Here is a 17,730-nt window from a genome sequence, read left to right as displayed (position 1 = left end):
CATGATCGAGATCCGTTCTTTTCGTGATCTTCTGCGCCTGTTCTTCATCTTCCGTCGCGAGTTCAAGCTGGCGGCGATTGCCGCGCTGGTGATCATCCTGCTCGGCGCGTTCCTGTTGCCGGCCAAGTACGAATCCACCGCGCGCCTGCTGGTCAAGCCGGGGCGCGATTCAACCTTGCCGATCGAGATCAGCAACCGTCAGGCGCTGGTGATGCCCAGCACCCAGCGCGACCCGATTGTCGACGAAGAGCGCCTGCTCACCGGGCGGCCCATCGTGCGCGCAGTCGCCGAGCACTACCTGGAAGTGATCGACAACGCGCCGCCGCCGGAAGGCTTCTTGAAAGTCACCAAGCACTACGTCAAGAAAGGCATCGGCGCAGTGTTCGACGGCATCCGCGTGGTGCTGGAAACCATCGGCATCATCGAAAAAACCACCCCGGTGGAACGCCTGGCCGCCAGCCTGGAAAAGAGCTTCGATGTCAGCCACGCCGCCGGCTCCACGGTGATGGACATCAGCTTTACCTGGGGTGATCCGCAGATCGCCCAGGCGGTGGTCAAGGACTGGGTCGAAACCTACATCAACGAACGCACCGAGGCCTTGGGCCGCAAGAGTCTCTACGTGTTCTACGAAGGCCAGGTGAGTAACAGCGCCAGCGAGATCAAGAGCTACAAGGAGCAGATCCTCAAGCACCTCAACGAGATCGGTGCGGCGAGCATCACCGACCGCCTTGAAGACTTGTCCGAGCGCATCAACGTATTGCGCGGCGAGACCTTCAACACCACGCGCTTGATCGCCTCTTCCGACAGCGCCATCGAGAGCACGCGCACCCAGCTCAAGAGCCAGCCCAAGGAAGTCACCACCGTTCGCCAGATCGCCCTGAACCCGCAGCAGCAGGACTTGCGTCGCCTGCTCAACCAGAAGCTGCTGGAGAAGGCCGACATGATGCGCACCTACACCGACAACGCGCCGCCGGTCAAAGCCCTGGACGCCTCGATCCAGGCGATGCGGGTCCAGGTCGCCAGCGAAAGCAACACGGTGCAAGCCTCGGAAAACCGCGCGCCGAACACCTTGGAAATCCACTTGCAGCGCGTGCTGCTGGATGAAACCAGCAACAACAAGGCACTGCGCACGCAGCTGGTGCAACAGCAGAAGCAATTGCTGAACCTGGAGACGCAACGCACCCAAGCCCTGGAGGTTGAACCGGAGCTGGCGCGCCTGTCCCGCGAGCTGAACGCCACCGAGCGCAACTACGCGCTGTACGTGGACAACCTGGAAAAATCGCGCATCGACCGAGAGCTGGACAACAGCCAGATCAGCAACATCGCGGTGATCGAAGAAGCCACTCTGAACCCTGGGCGGATCTTCCCCAAGACCCTGGTGATGCTGGTGTTGGCGGTTCCGTTTGCCATCGTCGTCGGCCTGCTGGTGATCTACCTGTGCTACCTGCTTGACCAGCGTATCCACGATGGCGGCCTGGTGGAGCGCAAGTTCGGCCTGCGGCTGTGGACCACCTTGCCGGAGCTGGATACCAGCACTGTGCAAAGTACCAACGCATTCCACGCCAGCATCTACCGGCTGTACAGCCAGCTCAAGCCCGATCGCATCGCGCAGAACGGCCTGACCCTGGGGCTGACCTCGGCGCGGCACGGCGAAGGCGTGACCTTTGTGGTCGAGCAACTGCGCCATCTGCTGCTGGAAAACGGCGTGAACGTACGGGTCGGCGGCCTCGCCCCGGCGGAGCCTGGCGAAGTGGTGCTGCTGGATGCCTCGGGCCTGCTGGATAACCGCGACGCGTTTGTCACCCTGCGCCGCGCCGACCTGATCGCACTGGTGGTGGAAGCGCATAAAAGCACGGTGCCGGTGGTGGAGCACGCGTTGTCGATCCTCAACACCGCGTTCGGCAAGGTCGATGGCATCATCATCAACCGGCGTAAATTCGAAGTACCGGCCAAGGTCCTGCGAACCATCGCCAAGTACCGGGGGGCGTTCTGATGCGCATTGCCCTGCTGGCTCCTTTGCCGCCGGAAAAAAACGGCATCGCCGACTATGCGAACCATTTCAAGACGGCGCTGGAGCAGTTGGGCGTGACGGTGGCGACACCGTTGAGCGGCGCGCAGGGAAGTACCCAGGCGATCCAGCAGGCCATCGCCGCGTTCAATTGGCAGAGCGTCGACCTGGTCCACGCCGAATTGGGCGGCGGGCGGCTCGGCGAGTTCCTGGCCCTGCGCGAATTGCGCAAGGCTCACCCGACCCTAGCGCTGACCGCCACGGTGCATGACCCCGAGCGCATCGTCTGGCGGCGCGAGCGGCTGCCCTTCCCGCTGAACCTGCTGGAACGCCTGCCCAGCCCGTTGCCGCAAGCAGCGGTGGTGCTGGCCGACCCACTGACCTTGCGCGAAGAACGCCAAGTCGCCAGAGGCCTGACCCGACTGATCACCCTCACCCGCCTCGGCGCCGACTGCCTGACCCAGCGCATGCAATTGCCACCCGGCAAAGTCGCGGTGATCAACCACGCCAACCTGGCGATCCCACCCGCACCGCTGCCGGCGTTGGACACCTTGCACCTGTTGTACTTCGGCTTTATCTACCGCGGCAAAGGCATTGAAGACCTGCTGCAAGCCCTGGCCGACATGTTCAAGCAAGCCCCCGAATTACGCGGCCGCGTGCGCCTGACCCTGGCCGGTGGCACCGCCGCCGAGATGGCGTTCGGCGCAGGCGGCAATTACCTGGAGCAGTTGAACAGCCAGATCGCCGCACTGGGCCTCACCGACACCCTCGACTGGCGGCTGAACCTGCCGGCGGCCGAGATCGCGCAGACGATCCAGGCGCACCATGTGATGGTGTTGCCGTATCGCGAATCGAAAAAACTCGGCCTGCTCGGGCGCCAACGCGGCACCAGTGGCGCCCTGTCCTGGGCCGCCGCGTGCGGGCGCGGGGCGATCACCTCGGATGCGCGGGCGTTTGCCGAAGAGGTCGCCAGCGGCAACGGCGCGATCTATCCACAAGGTGACGTGGCGGCGCTCACCGCGCAATTGCTGCGCCTGGCACGCACGCCGTCGTTGGTCCGGGACTGGGCCGAACGTGCCGGGGAAATCGGCCGCGAACGCCTGTGGCCGCTGACCGCGCAGCGCTTCAAGCAGCTGTTTGAACAGGCGATTGCGGGGGCCCCGTATGGCACGTAGATACACCTACCTGGCGAGCCTTGCGCTGATCGCCGCCCTTGGCCTCGGCGCGTTTATGTGGGGGCGCCCAGCCGACGCCGAGAACCATGTGCTCAAGGGCAACAAGGAGGTGGTGTGGAAGGATTTCCTGGGGGTGAACGCGCAGTTCCTGTGGTTCAGCCCCGCGCGCTACCAGCTGCAGATCGACCGCCTCAAGGCCCTGGGCCTGCAATGGGTGCGCCTGGATTTGCACTGGGATCAACTGGAACCCGTGGAAAACCAGTACCAGATCGCGACCCTCGATCAGTTGGTCGGCAAGCTGCAAGACAACCAGCTCAAGTCGCTGTTCTACCTGGTCGGTTCGGCCCCTTTCGCCACCACTGCGCCCGCTGGCGCGCCGTATCAGGACCAGTACCCGCCGGCCGATCCGAACATGTTCGCCACACGCATGGCGCTGCTGTCCCAGCGCTACCCCAGCGTTGATGCCTGGCAGGTGTGGAACGAGCCCAACCTGCTCGGCTTCTGGCGTCCGGCGGCCGACCCGGCGGGTTATGCCAGCCTGTTGACCGCCACGGCGAGCGCCTTGCGCGGGGTGAATCCGGCGAAACCCGTGGTGGCCGCCGGCATGGCGTTTTTCAGCGAAATGCCCAACGGCCAGACCATGTTCAACGCCCTCGGCGCCCTCGGCGTGGCCAGCCTGAACACGGTGGTGTCCTATCACCCCTACACCCAGTTGCCCGAAGGCAACGACCCGTCCAACCTGGATTTGATTGCCAAGACCAGCGCGCTCAACCAGGCCCTGCGCAACGGCGGCGTGCAGTCGCTGTGGAGCACCGAGTGGGGCTGGTCGACCTACCCGGGGCCGAAAGACGCGCAAGACCTGATCACCCCGCAACAACAGGCCGATTACGTGGTGCGGCGCGTGGCGCTGATGAGCGCGATGGATTTCGACAGGATCTTCCTGTTCACCCTCAGCGACCTGGACCAACGCGCCAGCGTGCGCGACAGGTTCTACGGCTTGCTCGACATCAACGCCAACCCCAAGCCGGTCTACACCGCGCTGAAGTATTTCCTGGATGTCAGCGGCCCCAGCCTGAGCCCGGCCGACCCACCGGCCGCCGACCAATTGCCCGACGGCCTGTTCAGCATCGGCTGGACCCGCGCCGACGGCCACAAGCTATGGTTCTTCTGGGCGGCCGAGGGCGGCAACGCACACTTGCCCGGGCTGACCCGTGCGACCCTGTACGACCCGCTACGCGGCACGCAAACCCCGGTAAGCGGCACCAACGGCCTGACCGTGACGGTCAAGCCGAACCTGCAAATTCTGTTATGGGATTAAGTGACCATGCGTATTTTATGGATCCTGCCCTACTCACCCTGGCCGGCCACCAGCGGCGGCAAGACGCGCCAGTTCCACCTGCTGCGCAGCCTCGCGGCGCGTGGGCACCAGATCACGCTGTTGCTGCATGACAAGCACCCGGTGGCAGCGGCCGATCGCGCGGTGCTCGAAGCCTTCCTGGAACAGCTGATCGTGCTGCCGCGTCGCCCGCTGCGCAGCGTCAAGACCCTGGTCGCCGGGTTGATCGCGCCCTATCCGCTGCTGGCCAGCGTGAATGGTCTGTCGGGGCAATTGCAGGACACTTTCGAGTGGCTGCTGGGCGAACAGTGGGACGTGGTGCAGATCGAACACAGCTACACCTTGCAGCCCTACGAAAGCGCACTGGCGCGCAAGGCCCAGCCGTTCGTGCTGACCGAGCACAACGTCGAATCCGCCCTTGGCGCCGCCACCTACGACCGCCTGCCGCGTTGGGCGCTGCCGTTCATTCGCTACGATCAGTGGCGCTATGCGCGCTGGGAACGCCGGGTGATGCGCCAGGCCACTCAAGTGATAGCCGTGACCGACAGCGATGCCCAAGTCCTCGAAACCATCGCCGGCAAAGCGGTGCCGGTGGTGGTCAATGGCGTGGATTGCGACCACTTCGCCCGGGCCCATCCCGCCCCGTCGGCGCGCCGTGTGCTGTTCCTCGGCAACTATGAATACGCACCGAATGTGGACGCCATCGAGTGGGCCCTGGATGAAATCCTGCCCAAGGTCTGGGCGCGTTGCCCCGATGTGCGCATGAGCGTGTGCGGCTTTGGCATGCCCGGCAGTTGGCGCACGCGCTGGCCGGACCCGCGCATCGAATGGCAAGGCTTCGTGCCGGACCTGCTGGCGTTGCAATCGAGCAGTTCGGTGTTCCTGGCGCCGTTGCGCCATGGCGGCGGTTCCAAGCTCAAGGTGCTCGAAGCCCTGGCCGCCGGCCTGCCGTTGGCGAGCACTGCGCAAGGTGTGTCGGGCCTGGACCTGGTGGAGGGCCTGGACTACCTCGGCGGCCAAAGCGCGTCCGCCCTGGCGGATGCCGTGGTGCGTCTGCTGCAATTTCCCGAAGCGGCCGCGCCCATGGGGGAGTCCGGACGTGCGTATGTGCGCCGGGCCCATGACTGGAGCGTCGCCGCCAGCCAATTGGAGCAGGTGTACGCCAGCCTCGTGCCGCTCAAACGCAAGGAGCCCACATGCGTATAGGCCTGGACTACCGCACCGTCGGCACCTCGCCGCAATCGGGGATCAGCCGCCAGGTGTATGCCCTGGAAACCGCCCTGCGCGCCTTGCCGCAGGTCGAACTGGAGCGCTTCACCGTGGCGCCCCTGGGTGACGCCAGCCGCTTGCAGGCCCACTGCCCAAGCTGGGGCTGCGCGAAAACCGCGATGCACCAACCGCACAATCGCCTGCGCTTCGAGGCCGGTTTTTTGCCGCGTGCACTGCGCGAGCAACATATCGACCTGTACATCAGCACCTTCAACATGGGCCTGCCGCTGCCGCCCAAACCCAAGGGCCTGCGCACGGTGGTGCTGTTGCACGATTTGTTCCAGATCACTTTGGACAACTACCACGCCAACCGCCTGAAGGCGCTGATCTACAAGACCAGCGATCGGTTGTCGATTGCCTGGGCAGTGCGCAGTGCCGACCGGGTGTGGACACCGTCGCAGTACAGCGCCGATGAGACCGCGCGTTTGTTTCCCGAGGCAAAGGCCAAGATTCGTGTGCTGCCCAATCAGGTCGATGGGTTCGCCGGGCTGCCCGCAGACCTCAGCGCACGCCAACTGCCCAAGGATTACTGGTTGCTGGTAGGCACTCGGGAGTTGCGCAAAAACGTGCCGTTTTGGGTCGACGCCTGGCAACGGGCGCGGCGCCAATCCCCGGCAGTGCCGGAGTTGGTGCTGGTCGGCAGCCTTGAGCATTTGCCCGAGGCCCAACGCAGCTTGCCGGGGATTCGCGCACTGAGTGGCGTGTCGGATGCCGAATTGCACGCGCTGTACCGCCAGGCCTCGCGCTTGTGGCAACCGTCGTATGCCGAAGGCTTCGGCTTGCCGGTGATCGAGGCCCTGAGCGTCGGCACGCCGGTGGCCGTGGCCAGCGGTACGTCGCTGGATGAAATCACCCCGCCGTCGGCGCCGCGTTTTTCGCCCACCGATGGCCCGGCGTTAGTGCAGTTGATGCTGGACCTGGCGCAGCGCCCCGCCGAAGACGCGCCGGAGCAATGCCGCCAATGGGCCGAACGCTATAACCCCGGCGCCTACCGTCGGCGCCTGGCTGAATTGATCGAGGAGCTTCAATGAGAGTAAGCCTGCCAAGCCTCGTCCCGGTGTTCTTTGGTGCGCTGTTCGGCGCCCTGGCGTTGTTGCTGTCCCCGGCCAAGGCATTTGTCGCGGTGCTGGGCCTGGCGGGCGCATTGACGATCCTGCGCTTTCCGCTCTGGGGTCTGTTGCTGTTTGCGGTGGCGGCGACGTTCATGCCGTACTCAACGGTCAACCTGGGCATCCGCACCACCGTCAGCGAAGCGATCCTGGCGCTGACCTGGGGCGCGGTGCTGTGGCAACGCTTTCTGTCGCGGCTGCCCGACTCGCCGCGTTTCTCGCAGCGCCCCACCGACCAGATGCTGCTGTGGCTGATGCTGTTCAGCGTATTGCCGTTTATCGTCGGCCAGGTCATCACCCACGCCGAGAGCAGCGGTCTGGCCAACTGGCTGCGCTGGTTGCTGAACCTGTCGGGGGTGTTTCTCGCGGCCAAGTTGCTGGTGGAACAAAAGCACCGCGAATCCCTGGTGATCGCCCTGCTGCTGGGCACCTTGGCGATGCTGTTGCTGTCGATCGGGGTATTTGTGCGCACCCGCTCGGGGGCCGGGATTGCGCCAATCCTGGGGCTGTTCAACTACGCCAACTTCGACACGCTGAAGTTCGGCCTGGAGGCCATGTCCTCGCGCATGGGTTCGCCGTGGACGCACCCGAATGCCATCGGTGGGATCATGGCGCTGCTGCTGCCGCTGGCGTTCTGCTACGGCATGACCGAACAAGGCTGGAAGCGCGGCCTGGGCCTGAGCGTGGCGTGCCTGGGCGCGGCAGCGCTGTTGTTGGCCAGTAGCCGTGGCGCGATGGTCAGCCTGGCGCTGGTGCTGCTGTGGATGGCCACGCGTCGCGTGCCATACACCGGGCGTTTGCTGATGATCGGCGCGGCCTTGACCGTGGCGCTGGTGATCGCGTACCCACCGTTGCAGGACCGCCTGGCGACGATTTTCTCGTCGAGCAACGCCAGTACCGAAGTACGCGTGGATGAGTATCGCCTGTTCCCGCAGGCGGTGGCCGCGTACCCCCTGGGCATTGGCTTCAAGGTCGACCCGCCGGTGCCGGGCACACATCTGCTGGGGATCTCCAACCTGTGGCTGAACTACATCTACAAGGTCGGCATTGTCGGCATGCTGCTGTTTGTCGCGGTGACCGTGCGCTGGTGGCGTGAAGCGCGCCCGGAAAAAGGCCCGATCCGCCTGACCAAGGACAACGCCCTGTGGCTGGGCACCACGGCGGGGATTCTGTCGGCGCTGGTCAGCGGCTTGTTTGACCACTACTTCAGCTTTGCGGTGGTGATGGTGGCGTTGTTCTGGCTGATGGTGGGGATCAACGTGCTGGAGGCGCGGCGGCTGTTTCCGGCGCGGCTGCCGCAGGTCAAACGCGTGGCGGCACACGCGCCTTTGCTCAACGGCGTACGTCCCTGATGTTCGGCTCCGCCGCCTGGCTGACCGTGGCGACGTTGCTCGGCTTGTGCCTGGGCTTTGCGCGCGAATGGCTGCTGGTGGCGGCCTGGGGCGCGGGCGAGCGCAGTGATGCGTTCCTGATTGCGTTGTTCTTGCCCGAAGCCTTGCGCATGTCGCTGGCCGGTGGCGTGCTGAGCGCCGCCGCACTGCCACTGTACTTGCAACGAGACGAGCGCGGGCGGCTGGACTGGCTGGCAGTGATGTTTGCAGCCTTGCTGCTGATCGCACTGGTGACCAGCCTGTTGCTGACCTTGTTGGCGCCGTGGCTGGTGCAACTGCTCGGCCCCGGGTTGGCGGCAAGTGCCACGGCGTTGGCGGGCAGCAACCTGCAGGTCGTCGCGTGGTGCGTGCCGGGTTTACTGCTGCATGCGCTGTTCAGCATTCCATTGCAGGCGGGCGAGCGCTTTGTGCTGGCGGGCCTGGGCTCGCTGCTGTTCAACCTGCCGCCGGTGACCTACCTCGCCCTGGCCGGCACCGCCACGCAACCGCACACCCTGGCCCTGGCGTGCCTCGCCGGCAGCCTGTTGATGCCGCTGGCGCTGCTGCCGTCGATCTGGCGCCAGGGCTGGCGGCCGTGGCGCTGGCAGCTGGCGCTGGCGCCGTTGCGCGAGTTGGGCCAGCGCATCGGCCCGCTGCTGTTGAGCAATGCTGCCAGCCAGGGCTTGGCGTTGATCGAACGGTTGGTGGCGTCGCTGCTGGGCGAAGGCGCGGTGACCTGGGTCAACCTCGCACGCAAGCTGATGAACCTGCCGCTGATTGCGCTGATGAGCCTCAACCAGGTGCTGTTGGGCATGATGAGCCGCCGTCAGGGCGATGCGCGCCTGGCGCTGCTCAAGCGCGGCCTGGAAACCGCCAGCGTGCTGACTCTGCCCGCCGGTGTCGGGCTGGTGGCCGCCGCGCCGAGCCTGGTGGCGTTGCTGCTGCCCAAGCAATCGGCGGATTCGCCGTTGCCGTTGTTGTTGGCCTGGTTTGCCGTGCCCTTGGTGTTCGGCGCCTGGAACGCCTTGCTGGCGCGTTACGCCTACGCCGCCGGTGACACGCGCCAGCCGTTGCGTTGCGAGTTGCTCGGCAGCCTGGTCAACGTACTGTTGCTCGGCGCGCTGCCGTTTGTCTTCGGCCTGGCGGGCATTGCGCTGGCCGCACTGGCCGGAGTGATCTGCACTGCGTTGCTGCTGATGCAACGCCAGTCCTTGCTCACTGCCCTGCCCTGGGCACGGCAATGGCTGTTGAGCGCGCTGTTGATGGGGCTGGCGGCGCTGTGGCTGTTTGGCATTGAAGGCGTCTGGCGGCAACTGGCGCTGAGCACCCTGGCCGGCGCGCTGGTGTTGCTGGGAATGGGGCTGTGGCTGAAGCCGTGGCGCAAGGCATGAACGATTGTTCGGGAGTGATCAGGTGAAACATCGCTGGATTCAAATGGATATTGCCAAAGGCATCGGCATCCTGGTGATCGTGTATGCCCACAGCTGGTTTGTGGCCACGTCCCTGGACCTGATGTACCCGATTCTGGCGTCGTTCATTCTGCCGCTGTTCTTCTTTTTGTCTGGTGTGCTGTTCAAGCCGGAACAGCCCTTTGGCGAGATGGCCGTGCGCAAGGCCGACGGCCTGCTCAAGCCGTTTTTTTTCACCATGCTGGTGTACGTGGTCGTGCGCGATGTGCTGCGCGGGCAACCGCTACTGGCGGATGTCGGCGGCGTGCTGTATGCCTCGGTGGACACCATCCCGTGGCAGGCGCTGTGGTTTTTGCCGCATTTCTGGGTGGCGATTCTGTTCAGTTGGTGCGTGCTGCGCTTGATCCAACGCCTGCCGTTGGCGCTGAGTTGCGTGCTGACCGGACTGATTTTGGTGGTGGGCACCTGGATACTGCCGTGGTTCTGGCAACTGCCGGTGACCGTCGGCGGACACACCTGGGTGCTGCCGGGTTTGCCCTTCAGCCTGGACGTCACGCTGATCAGCAGCGCGTGTTTCATCCTCGGCTACCTGCTGCGGGACTGGCTGCGCCGGCATGAGGGGTCACTGCTGACCCTGGTGATATCGGCGGTGCTGTTTGCGGCGGTGTTTCTCTGGCGCGGCGACACCATGGACCTGGCGCAACGGCGCTATGACCACTGGTTGTGGACCAGCCTGCTGGCAGTGATCGGGGTTTACCTGTGCTGGGCGCTGGCGCGAGTGCTCATGGTGTCGAGCGTGTTGACGCGGGCGATGACCTACATTGGCCAGTCCACGTTGATCCTGTTGATCTTCCATGGCGAGATCCAGCACAAGACCGTCGACTTGATGGAACGCCTGGGGCTGCATGCGTTTGTGGCGGCGAGTGTCGGGTTGGTGGTGGCGGTGGTGGCGCCGTTGTTGATCGGGGAAGTGATCAAGCGGGTGGCGTTTCTGCGGTTTTTCTACTTTCCGTTTCCAGTGCGCAAGAAAATTGAAACGCCAACTCCAGCACGCAGTTGAACCCAAATGTGGGAGCGGGCTTGCGTGGGAGCCGGTGGGTCCGGCTCCTGGCGTGGGTCAATCGTCCAGTTGTTGCGGGGCGGGCTTGCTGCCGGCTTTGGTCGGTTTGGCGCCCTTGGCCGGGGCCGGTGCAGCCGGTTCGGGTTCTGCGGCGGCGGCGGCTTCTTTTTCGGCCATGGGCATCTGGTCGATGGTGCTGAAGAATTCCTTGAGGTCGAGGGTATCCGGTGGCACGGTCTTCTCGAGTTTCTTCTCGCCGTCCTTGCCCACCAGGATCACCTTGGTGCCGCTGCCAGCGCCGAGCTTGAGGGCACGGATCAATGCGTTGGTTTCCGGTGGCGTGAGCTTCTTGTTGTCTTTGGCGTCCTTGGCGAACTTTTCCCCTTCGGCGCCGATGCTGCCGAATTTCACGGTGTAGAGCACCATGCTGCGCTCTTCAAACGCCTGCTTGGTGGCCGCTTCGTCGAGTTGTTTCTTGAGCGTCGCCAGGGTGGCATTACCCGAATCCAGCTCTACCACCACCAGCGGGCGGGCTTTGCCCAAATCCTGCTTGAGTGGGTTGGTATCATCAGCGGCCAACAGCGGCCCCGTAAAAGCCATCAAGGTAGCCAGGGTCAGCGACCGGATGAGCATGCGCACCTCCTTCTAGTTCCATGCAGGGTTCTTGAGTTTCATGTCTGCGACAGTCAAATTCAAGGATGATTCCTACACCGCTGCAAGAAAGCGTAGGTCAGCACGCCCGCTACGCAAGGGGTTGAGACGCTTTTGCGGTGATTGTTTCCACTGATTGCGGAAACATCATGAGACCTTCCAATCCGGCCAATGCCGCGCAAATACGGGGGCGACGATAGGGTCGGCGTCCACCTGCACCAGGCTTTGGGCAAAACCCGGCGCCAGGCCGTGCAATGCCTCCCGCGACTCATCCCAGCGCGACACCGCCGCCGCCATCAGGCCCAGTGCATTCGGCGTGTCGTTGGGGGCAAACAACTGCCCGGCAAACTGATCGGCAAACACCACCCAGGCCTGATGCAGGTAGCGCCGGGTGCCGGTGACCAACTGCGCCTGCACGGTTTCGTTGACATTGCCGAGCCAGCGTTGCGGGTAGTCGATGATGCCGATGGCCGAGTAGCAGTTGGCGGCGATGTACACCAGCCCGCGGATGATCTGCGCGCGGTTGCCGGCCAACAGTTCGGACGCAGGAAATTCCAGGCCGAGGTGGATCAGGATCGCCGCGCTTTCGGTCAGCACCTGGCCATCGGGGGTGAGCAACGTGGGCACCTGCTTGAGCGGGTTGATGCGCGCCAGCTCATCGCTGCCCTCACCGATGGCCCATGAGGCCGCATCGATCCGTCGCCACGGCACCGCGCACCGCTGCAGGGCGATTTCGATCATGCAGGAGCCGGACTCGTCGATGCCGTAGAGCGTGTACATGGGCTTGCTTCCTATTGCCAAACTGAGCCCAAGATTGCGGGCCTTCGCCGTATCGAATCAAGCGTTTAAAACAGGCCCATCTGCCCACCGACCAGGGTGCTGAAATCGTCGTTGACGAACGGCAGGATCGCATCGGCCACCGGCTGCAATTGACGGGTGACGTAGTGGTCGTAGTCGATGGGCGCCTGGCTGACTTCCAAAGGCTGCGGACCGTTGACGCTGATTACGTAGCTGATCCAGCCACCGCGCTGGTACTGGCGCGGGCGGCCGAGGCGGTCGTTGTAGTCGTCAGCCAGGCGCGCAGCGCGTACGTGGGGTGGCACGTTGCGTTCGTAGTCGTCGAGCGGGCGACGCAGGCGCTTGCGGTAGATCAGCAGCTCGTCGAATTCGCCGCTGAGGGTGCGCTGCACGTAGTCGCGGATGTAATCCTGGTGCGGCAGGCGGTGGAAGATGCGCTGATAGAGTTCCTGCTGGAACTGGCGGGCCAGGGGCGACCAGTCGCTGCGCACGGTTTCCAGGCCTTTGTAGACCATTTCCTCGCTGCCGTCGCTGCGCGTCACCAGGCCGGCGTAACGTTTTTTGCTGCCCTCCTCCGCACCGCGAATGGTCGGCATGAGGAAGCGGCTGAAGTGGGTTTCGTACTGCAGTTCCAGCGCACTTTGCAGACCGAATTCGCTGCGCAGATGCTCGCGCCACCAGTCGTTGACGTGCTGCACCAACGCCTGGCCGATGCGGCTGGCGTCGTCCTGGGAATGGGCGCTGCCGAGCCAGACGAAGGTGGAGTCGGTGTCGCCGTAGATCACCTCATAACCCTGGGCTTCGACCAGGGCGCGGGTCTGGCGCATGATCTGGTGGCCGCGCATCGTGATGGAGGACGCCAGCCGTGTGTCGAAGAAGCGGCAACCACTGGAGCCGAGCACGCCGTAGAAGGCGTTCATGATGATTTTCAGGGCCTGGGACAGCGGCGCGTTGTGTTCGCGCTTGGCCTCTTCGCGGCCCTCGGACACCCGCGCGACGATGGCCGGCAAGCAGTGCCGGGTACGCGAGAAACGGGCGCCGCGAAAGCCTTCCACGGACAGGCTGTCGTCGGGGTACTTGAGGCCTTCGATCAGGCCCACCGGGTCGATCAGGAAGCTGCGGATGATTGATGGGTAGAGGCTTTTGTAGTCGAGCACCAGCACCGATTCGTAAAGACCGGGACGCGAGTCCATCACGAAACCGCCGGGGCTGGCCTGGGGCGGTTTGTCGCCCAGGTTCGGCGCGACAAAGCCCTGGCGGTGCATCAGTGGCATGTACAGGTGGGTGAACGCGGCGACCGAGCCGCCGTTGCGATCCGCCGGCAGGCCGGTGACGCTGGCGCGTTCGAGCAGGAACGTGAGCAGTTCGGTCTTGGCGAAGATCCGCGTGACCAACTCGCAGTCCTTGAGGTTGTAGCGCGCCAGGGCGGGCTTGTCCTCGGCGAACATGCGGTTGATTTCGTCCATGCGCTGGTACGGCGTGGAGATGTCCTTGCCTTCGCCGAGCAGGGTTTGCGCGACGTTTTCCAGGCTGAAGGATTCGAAGCTCCAAGTGGCCGAACGCAAGCCTTCGATACCGTCAATGATCAAGCGCCCTGCCGCTGCGGCGAAGTAGTGATTGCGGCTGCCGTGTTCGCGCCAGGTCATGGCTTCGCCGCCACGACCGAGCAGCAGCGGTACGTTGAGGCGCTGGGCGTGTTCGTGGAGCACGCGCAGGTCGAACTGCACCACATTCCAGCCGATGATCGCGTCGGGGTCATGGATGGCGATCCATTGGTTGAGGCGTTCGAGCAGTTGGGCGCGGGTGTCGCAGTAGTCGAGCTTGAAGTCCACCGCGGTGGTTTTGTTCGGCGGGCCGAGCATGTACACCTGGCGCTCGCCGCAACCTTCGAGGGCGATGGAGTAGAGATCGCCCTTGGCGGTGGTCTCGATGTCGAGGGACACCAGTTTCAGCGGCGGTCGGTAGTCGGGCGCAGGTTTCATCTGCGCATCGGATAGCACGCCGGCGGCGTCGGGCGTACCGCCGAACCACACCGGCGCGGTGATGAAACGCTCCATCATGTAGCGCTCGGGCGGGCGAACATCGCCTTCGTAGACGTCGACACCGGCGGCGCGCAGGCGTTTTTCCAGGTCCATCGCCTGGCGGTGCTGGCGGGTGTAGAGGCCCAGCACCGGGCGGTGATGGAAATCGCACAGTTGCAGTGGGCGCAGTTCGATCTCGCGCTCGCCCTTGAGAAGCCAGTCGAGCGGCTTGCGATGGGCTTCGGGGATGAACATCACCGAGGTCTGCACAGGGAGGCGGACGAACCTGGGGCCCTGGTCGGTGGCCAGCCAGAAGCTGACCTCCGTACCCGCCGGGGTGTCGCGCCAATGCCGGGTCAGGACAAAACCCTGCTGTAAGTCCACCGTACCGCACCTCAGGAATCGCTTTCAGGGCGTGATTCTACTCGGCATCTCGCGCACGCAGACCGCAGAAGTAAATATTTGTTGCGTGACGCTAATACCAATTACTATCATTTGCATCGGAGTCGTATCCGCGCAGTGAGGACGCGCAACGTTTGTTGCCCTTTTCCTCACTGGATCGACCATGCCCTTCCCTATTCCGTTTCGCCCGACCCTGCTCGCCCTGTGCTGTTCCCTGGGCGTCACCGCTCACGCTGCCACCCCCATCCCCCCGCAGGATGCAAACAACCGTCAGGACGGCGACACGCTGGAATTGGGCGCCACCAACATCAACGCTGACGCGCCGACGCCAGGCGCCCTGCCCCCGGTGTATGCCGGCGGCCAAGTGGCGCGTGGCGGCCAGTTGGGGGTGCTGGGCAACCAGGACATCATGGATGTGCCGTTCAGCATGTCCTCTTACACCGAGAAACTGATCCGCGACCAGCAGGCCGAAACCGTCGGCGATGTGTTGCTCAACGACTCGTCCGTGCGCCAGGCGTCGGGCTATGCCAACCAGGCGCAGACGTTCATGATTCGTGGCCTGCCCCTGAACGGTGACGATATTTCCTATAACGGCCTCTACGGCATCCTGCCACGCCAGATCATCTCCACCGACGCCCTGGAACGGGTTGAAGTGTTCAAGGGCCCGAATGCCTTCATCAACGGTGTGAGCCCCACCGGCTCGGGGATCGGTGGCGGCGTGAACCTGCAACCCAAACGCGCCGATGATCTGCCGTTGCGTCGTTTCAGCACCGATGTCAGCAGCGACGGCCGGGTGGGCGAGCACTTGGATATTGGCCAGCGCTTTGGTGAAGACCATCAGTTTGGCGCACGGGTGAACCTGTCCCAGCGTGAAGGCGACACCGGCATCGATGATGAAAACCAGCGCTCGAAACTGTTTGCGGTCGGCCTGGACTACCGTGGCGATGCATTGCGGTTGTCCGGTGACTTTGTGTATCAGAAACAGCACATCAACGGTGGTCGCAATTCGGTCTTCACGGGCACCGCCACCCACATCCCGGATGCGCCTTCGGCACACACCAATTACGCGCCGAGCTGGAGCAGTACCAACCTTGAAGACACCCTGGGCATGCTGCGCGCCGAGTACGACCTGAACGACAACTGGACCGCGTACGCGGCGGGCGGGGTCAAGCACAGTCGTGAAATGGGGCGCTACTCATCGGTGACCCTGACCGACAACCTCGGCAATGCCACCGCCAGCGGTTCGACCATCGCCCACGAAGAAGACAACAGTAGCCTGATGAGCGGCCTGAACGGCAAGTTCCAGACCGGCGCGGTCAGCCATCGCCTCAACTTCGGCCTGGCCGGGATCTGGACCCAGGTGCGCAACGCCTATGTGTTCGCCAGCGGCAAGACCACGACCAATATCTACAACCCGGTGACCGGCGCACCACCGGCCCTGAACAACCCACGCAACACGCCAGGCACCGACTTCAGCGACCCGCAAATCACCGCCAAGACCTTCGTGCGCAGCGCGGCCGTTTCCGACACTGTTGGCTTCTTCGATGACCGCCTGCTGGTGACCGTCGGCGCACGTCGCCAGCAGATGGTGGTGCAGGGCTACAACTACATGAGCGGTAGCCGCACGGCCAACTATGACGAGTCGATCACCACGCCGGTCTACGGCCTGGTGTTCAAACCGTGGGAGCATGTGTCGGTGTACGCCAACCGCATTGAGGGCCTCGCACAGGGCCCGACGTCACCGCTCAAGGTAGGCCCCCGGACGGTCATCGGCGGCGGGCAGGCCTATGCGCCGGCGCGTTCCAAGCAGATCGAAGCGGGCGTCAAGGTGGACATGGGCAGCTATGGTGCGACGCTGGGTGTGTACCGTATCGAACAACCTGGGGCCGGTTACTCCGAAATCGTCGATGCCGACACTGCGCGCTACGTGCGCGAGGGTCTGCAAATCAACAAGGGCGTGGAACTCAATGTGTTCGGCGAACCGCTCAGCGGCTTGCGTCTGCTCGGCGGCGTGACGCTGATGAAGACCGAGCTCAAGGACACGGAAAAAGGCGCCAACGATGGCAACCGTGCGATCGGCGTGCCTTCGTTCCAATTCAACGCCGGGGTGGACTGGGACGTACCGGGCCTGCAAGGCGTGAGCCTCAACGGGCGCATGCTGCGTACTGGCGGGCAGTACGCCGACGCGGCCAACACCTTGAGCCTGCCGGCGTGGAATCGCTTTGATGTGGGCGCGCGCTACAACTTCAAGGTGGCGCAACGTGATGTGACGCTCGGTGCGACCGTGGAGAACGTTGCCAACGCGAAGTACTGGGAGTCGGCGCAGGGTGGTTTCCTGAGTCAGGGCGATCCGCGTGTGGCCAAGTTATCTGCTTCGGTGGATTTCTAGTTCATTTGTGTAGTGAGCGGGCTTGCCCCGCGCCGGGGGGGGCGAAGCCGCCCCAAATCCGGACACCTCGGTTTACCTGAAACACTGCGGCGTACCGTTTGGGGTGGCTTCGCCACCCAGCGCGGGCAAGCCCGCTCACTACAGAGCAGTGGTGTAGGTTTCGATGTTGGCCATTTGTTCGTCCCAGCCACGGGAGTTCATCTTGAAGGCTTTCTGGCGGCGGGATTCGGGAATAGCGTCGAAACCGGATTCAACTACCCGCAGCAAGATGCCGGGGGCGCGGTCTTCGAGGGTGAACTCCACGAGGGTTGGGGTTTCCTGGTCATAGTCGACCCCCTCCTCTACCGCGAATGGATGCCACCGGAACGAGAACAGGGTTTGCGGCAGGATGCGTTCGATCCTGGCCTTCCAAACCACGTGTTCATAACCGGGGTAGGTAATCGGTGCTTCGATGGTTTGCCCGGCCACAAAGGTTTTGCCCTTGAGGGCGATGCCAAACCAGCTGCCGAATTGCTCGGCGTCGGTCAATGCGTCCCAGACCTGTTTGCGTGATGCGTTGAGCAGGACTTTTCGTTCAATTCGATCTAACACGTGCATAAGTCACCTCCTGCATTGACAGTAGGCGACATCAACCAATGCGCAACCCTTTCGGTCGCGTAGTGGTGTTGCTACTTATCTCAGGATTTCCATTTGGCATTGACCGTCCCATGGTGCGGCTCCCGTGGCGCCAGTC

The 17,730-nt window shown here is 63.9% G+C and carries 13 protein-coding genes; 9 read left to right on the top strand and 4 right to left on the bottom strand.

Annotation, left to right across the window (positions count from 1 at the left end; all coding sequences use genetic code 11):
* Position 1 precedes the first annotated feature (1 nt).
* Genes AC3ISR_RS09965 through AC3ISR_RS09930 form a run of 8 tightly spaced genes read left to right on the top strand, consistent with a single transcriptional unit; the run spans position 2 to position 10,736 of the window.
* Positions 2–1,993, top strand: a complete 1,992-nt coding sequence (locus tag AC3ISR_RS09965; RefSeq protein WP_192300303.1) for a GumC family protein — start codon at positions 2–4, stop codon at positions 1,991–1,993.
* Positions 1,993–3,183, top strand: a complete 1,191-nt coding sequence (locus tag AC3ISR_RS09960; RefSeq protein WP_463985036.1) for a glycosyltransferase — start codon at positions 1,993–1,995, stop codon at positions 3,181–3,183. Before AC3ISR_RS09965 ends, AC3ISR_RS09960 begins: the two co-directional genes overlap by 1 nt.
* A complete protein-coding gene (locus tag AC3ISR_RS09955; RefSeq protein WP_192300301.1) occupies positions 3,173–4,501 on the top strand; it encodes a GH39 family glycosyl hydrolase in 1,329 nt (442 codons plus the stop codon). Before AC3ISR_RS09960 ends, AC3ISR_RS09955 begins: the two co-directional genes overlap by 11 nt.
* A gap of 6 nt (positions 4,502–4,507) precedes the next feature.
* Positions 4,508–5,725 (top strand): glycosyltransferase family 4 protein, encoded by a 1,218-nt coding sequence (locus tag AC3ISR_RS09950; RefSeq protein ID WP_463985037.1) that lies wholly within the window; start codon positions 4,508–4,510, stop codon positions 5,723–5,725.
* Positions 5,716–6,819: a glycosyltransferase family 4 protein gene (locus tag AC3ISR_RS09945; protein WP_463985038.1), complete on the top strand. Its 1,104-nt coding sequence runs from the start codon at positions 5,716–5,718 to the stop codon at positions 6,817–6,819. The genes AC3ISR_RS09950 and AC3ISR_RS09945 overlap by 10 nt, the downstream gene beginning before the upstream one ends.
* Positions 6,816–8,249: an O-antigen ligase family protein gene (locus AC3ISR_RS09940; RefSeq protein ID WP_192300298.1), complete on the top strand. Its 1,434-nt coding sequence runs from the start codon at positions 6,816–6,818 to the stop codon at positions 8,247–8,249. The genes AC3ISR_RS09945 and AC3ISR_RS09940 overlap by 4 nt, the downstream gene beginning before the upstream one ends.
* On the top strand, positions 8,249–9,658 hold the full coding sequence (locus AC3ISR_RS09935; protein WP_463985039.1) for a lipid II flippase MurJ: 1,410 nt from the start codon (positions 8,249–8,251) through the stop codon (positions 9,656–9,658). Before AC3ISR_RS09940 ends, AC3ISR_RS09935 begins: the two co-directional genes overlap by 1 nt.
* Before the next feature lie 43 nt (positions 9,659–9,701).
* Positions 9,702–10,736, top strand: coding sequence for an acyltransferase family protein (locus AC3ISR_RS09930; protein WP_192300296.1), 1,035 nt, complete (start codon positions 9,702–9,704; stop codon positions 10,734–10,736).
* Between the two features lie 57 nt (positions 10,737–10,793).
* Here AC3ISR_RS09930 and AC3ISR_RS09925 read toward each other — a convergent pair whose 3' ends face one another.
* The 3 genes from AC3ISR_RS09925 to AC3ISR_RS09915 all read right to left on the bottom strand — a co-directional run bounded on the left by AC3ISR_RS09925 (position 10,794) and on the right by AC3ISR_RS09915 (position 14,590).
* Positions 10,794–11,369, bottom strand: a complete 576-nt coding sequence (locus AC3ISR_RS09925; RefSeq protein ID WP_226456175.1) for a DUF4174 domain-containing protein — start codon at positions 11,367–11,369, stop codon at positions 10,794–10,796.
* Positions 11,370–11,534: 165 nt separating this feature from the next.
* The gene (locus AC3ISR_RS09920) at positions 11,535–12,167 is read right to left on the bottom strand and encodes a glutathione S-transferase N-terminal domain-containing protein (RefSeq protein ID WP_192300294.1); all 633 of its coding nucleotides are present in this window, start codon (positions 12,165–12,167) and stop codon (positions 11,535–11,537) included.
* Between the two features lie 65 nt (positions 12,168–12,232).
* Positions 12,233–14,590 carry a DNA polymerase II gene (locus tag AC3ISR_RS09915; protein WP_192300293.1) on the bottom strand — a complete coding sequence of 786 codons (2,358 nt, stop codon included), beginning with the start codon at positions 14,588–14,590 and terminating at the stop codon, positions 12,233–12,235.
* 181 nt (positions 14,591–14,771) lie between these two features.
* On the opposite strand from AC3ISR_RS09915, the gene AC3ISR_RS09910 reads away from it, so the two are divergent.
* Positions 14,772–16,997, top strand: coding sequence for a TonB-dependent receptor (locus AC3ISR_RS09910; RefSeq protein ID WP_192300292.1), 2,226 nt, complete (start codon positions 14,772–14,774; stop codon positions 16,995–16,997).
* Positions 16,998–17,135: 138 nt separating this feature from the next.
* On the opposite strand, the gene AC3ISR_RS09905 is transcribed toward AC3ISR_RS09910, so the two are convergent.
* Complete coding sequence (locus tag AC3ISR_RS09905) at positions 17,136–17,594, bottom strand: SRPBCC family protein (protein WP_192300291.1); 459 nt, start codon at positions 17,592–17,594, stop codon at positions 17,136–17,138.
* Between the last annotated feature and the right edge of the window lie 136 nt (positions 17,595–17,730).

Source organism: Pseudomonas sp. GL_117, from assembly GCF_057835125.1.
The sequence above is the reverse complement of the archived record's forward strand: the minus strand, read 5'-3'. Positions and strand labels throughout refer to the sequence as shown.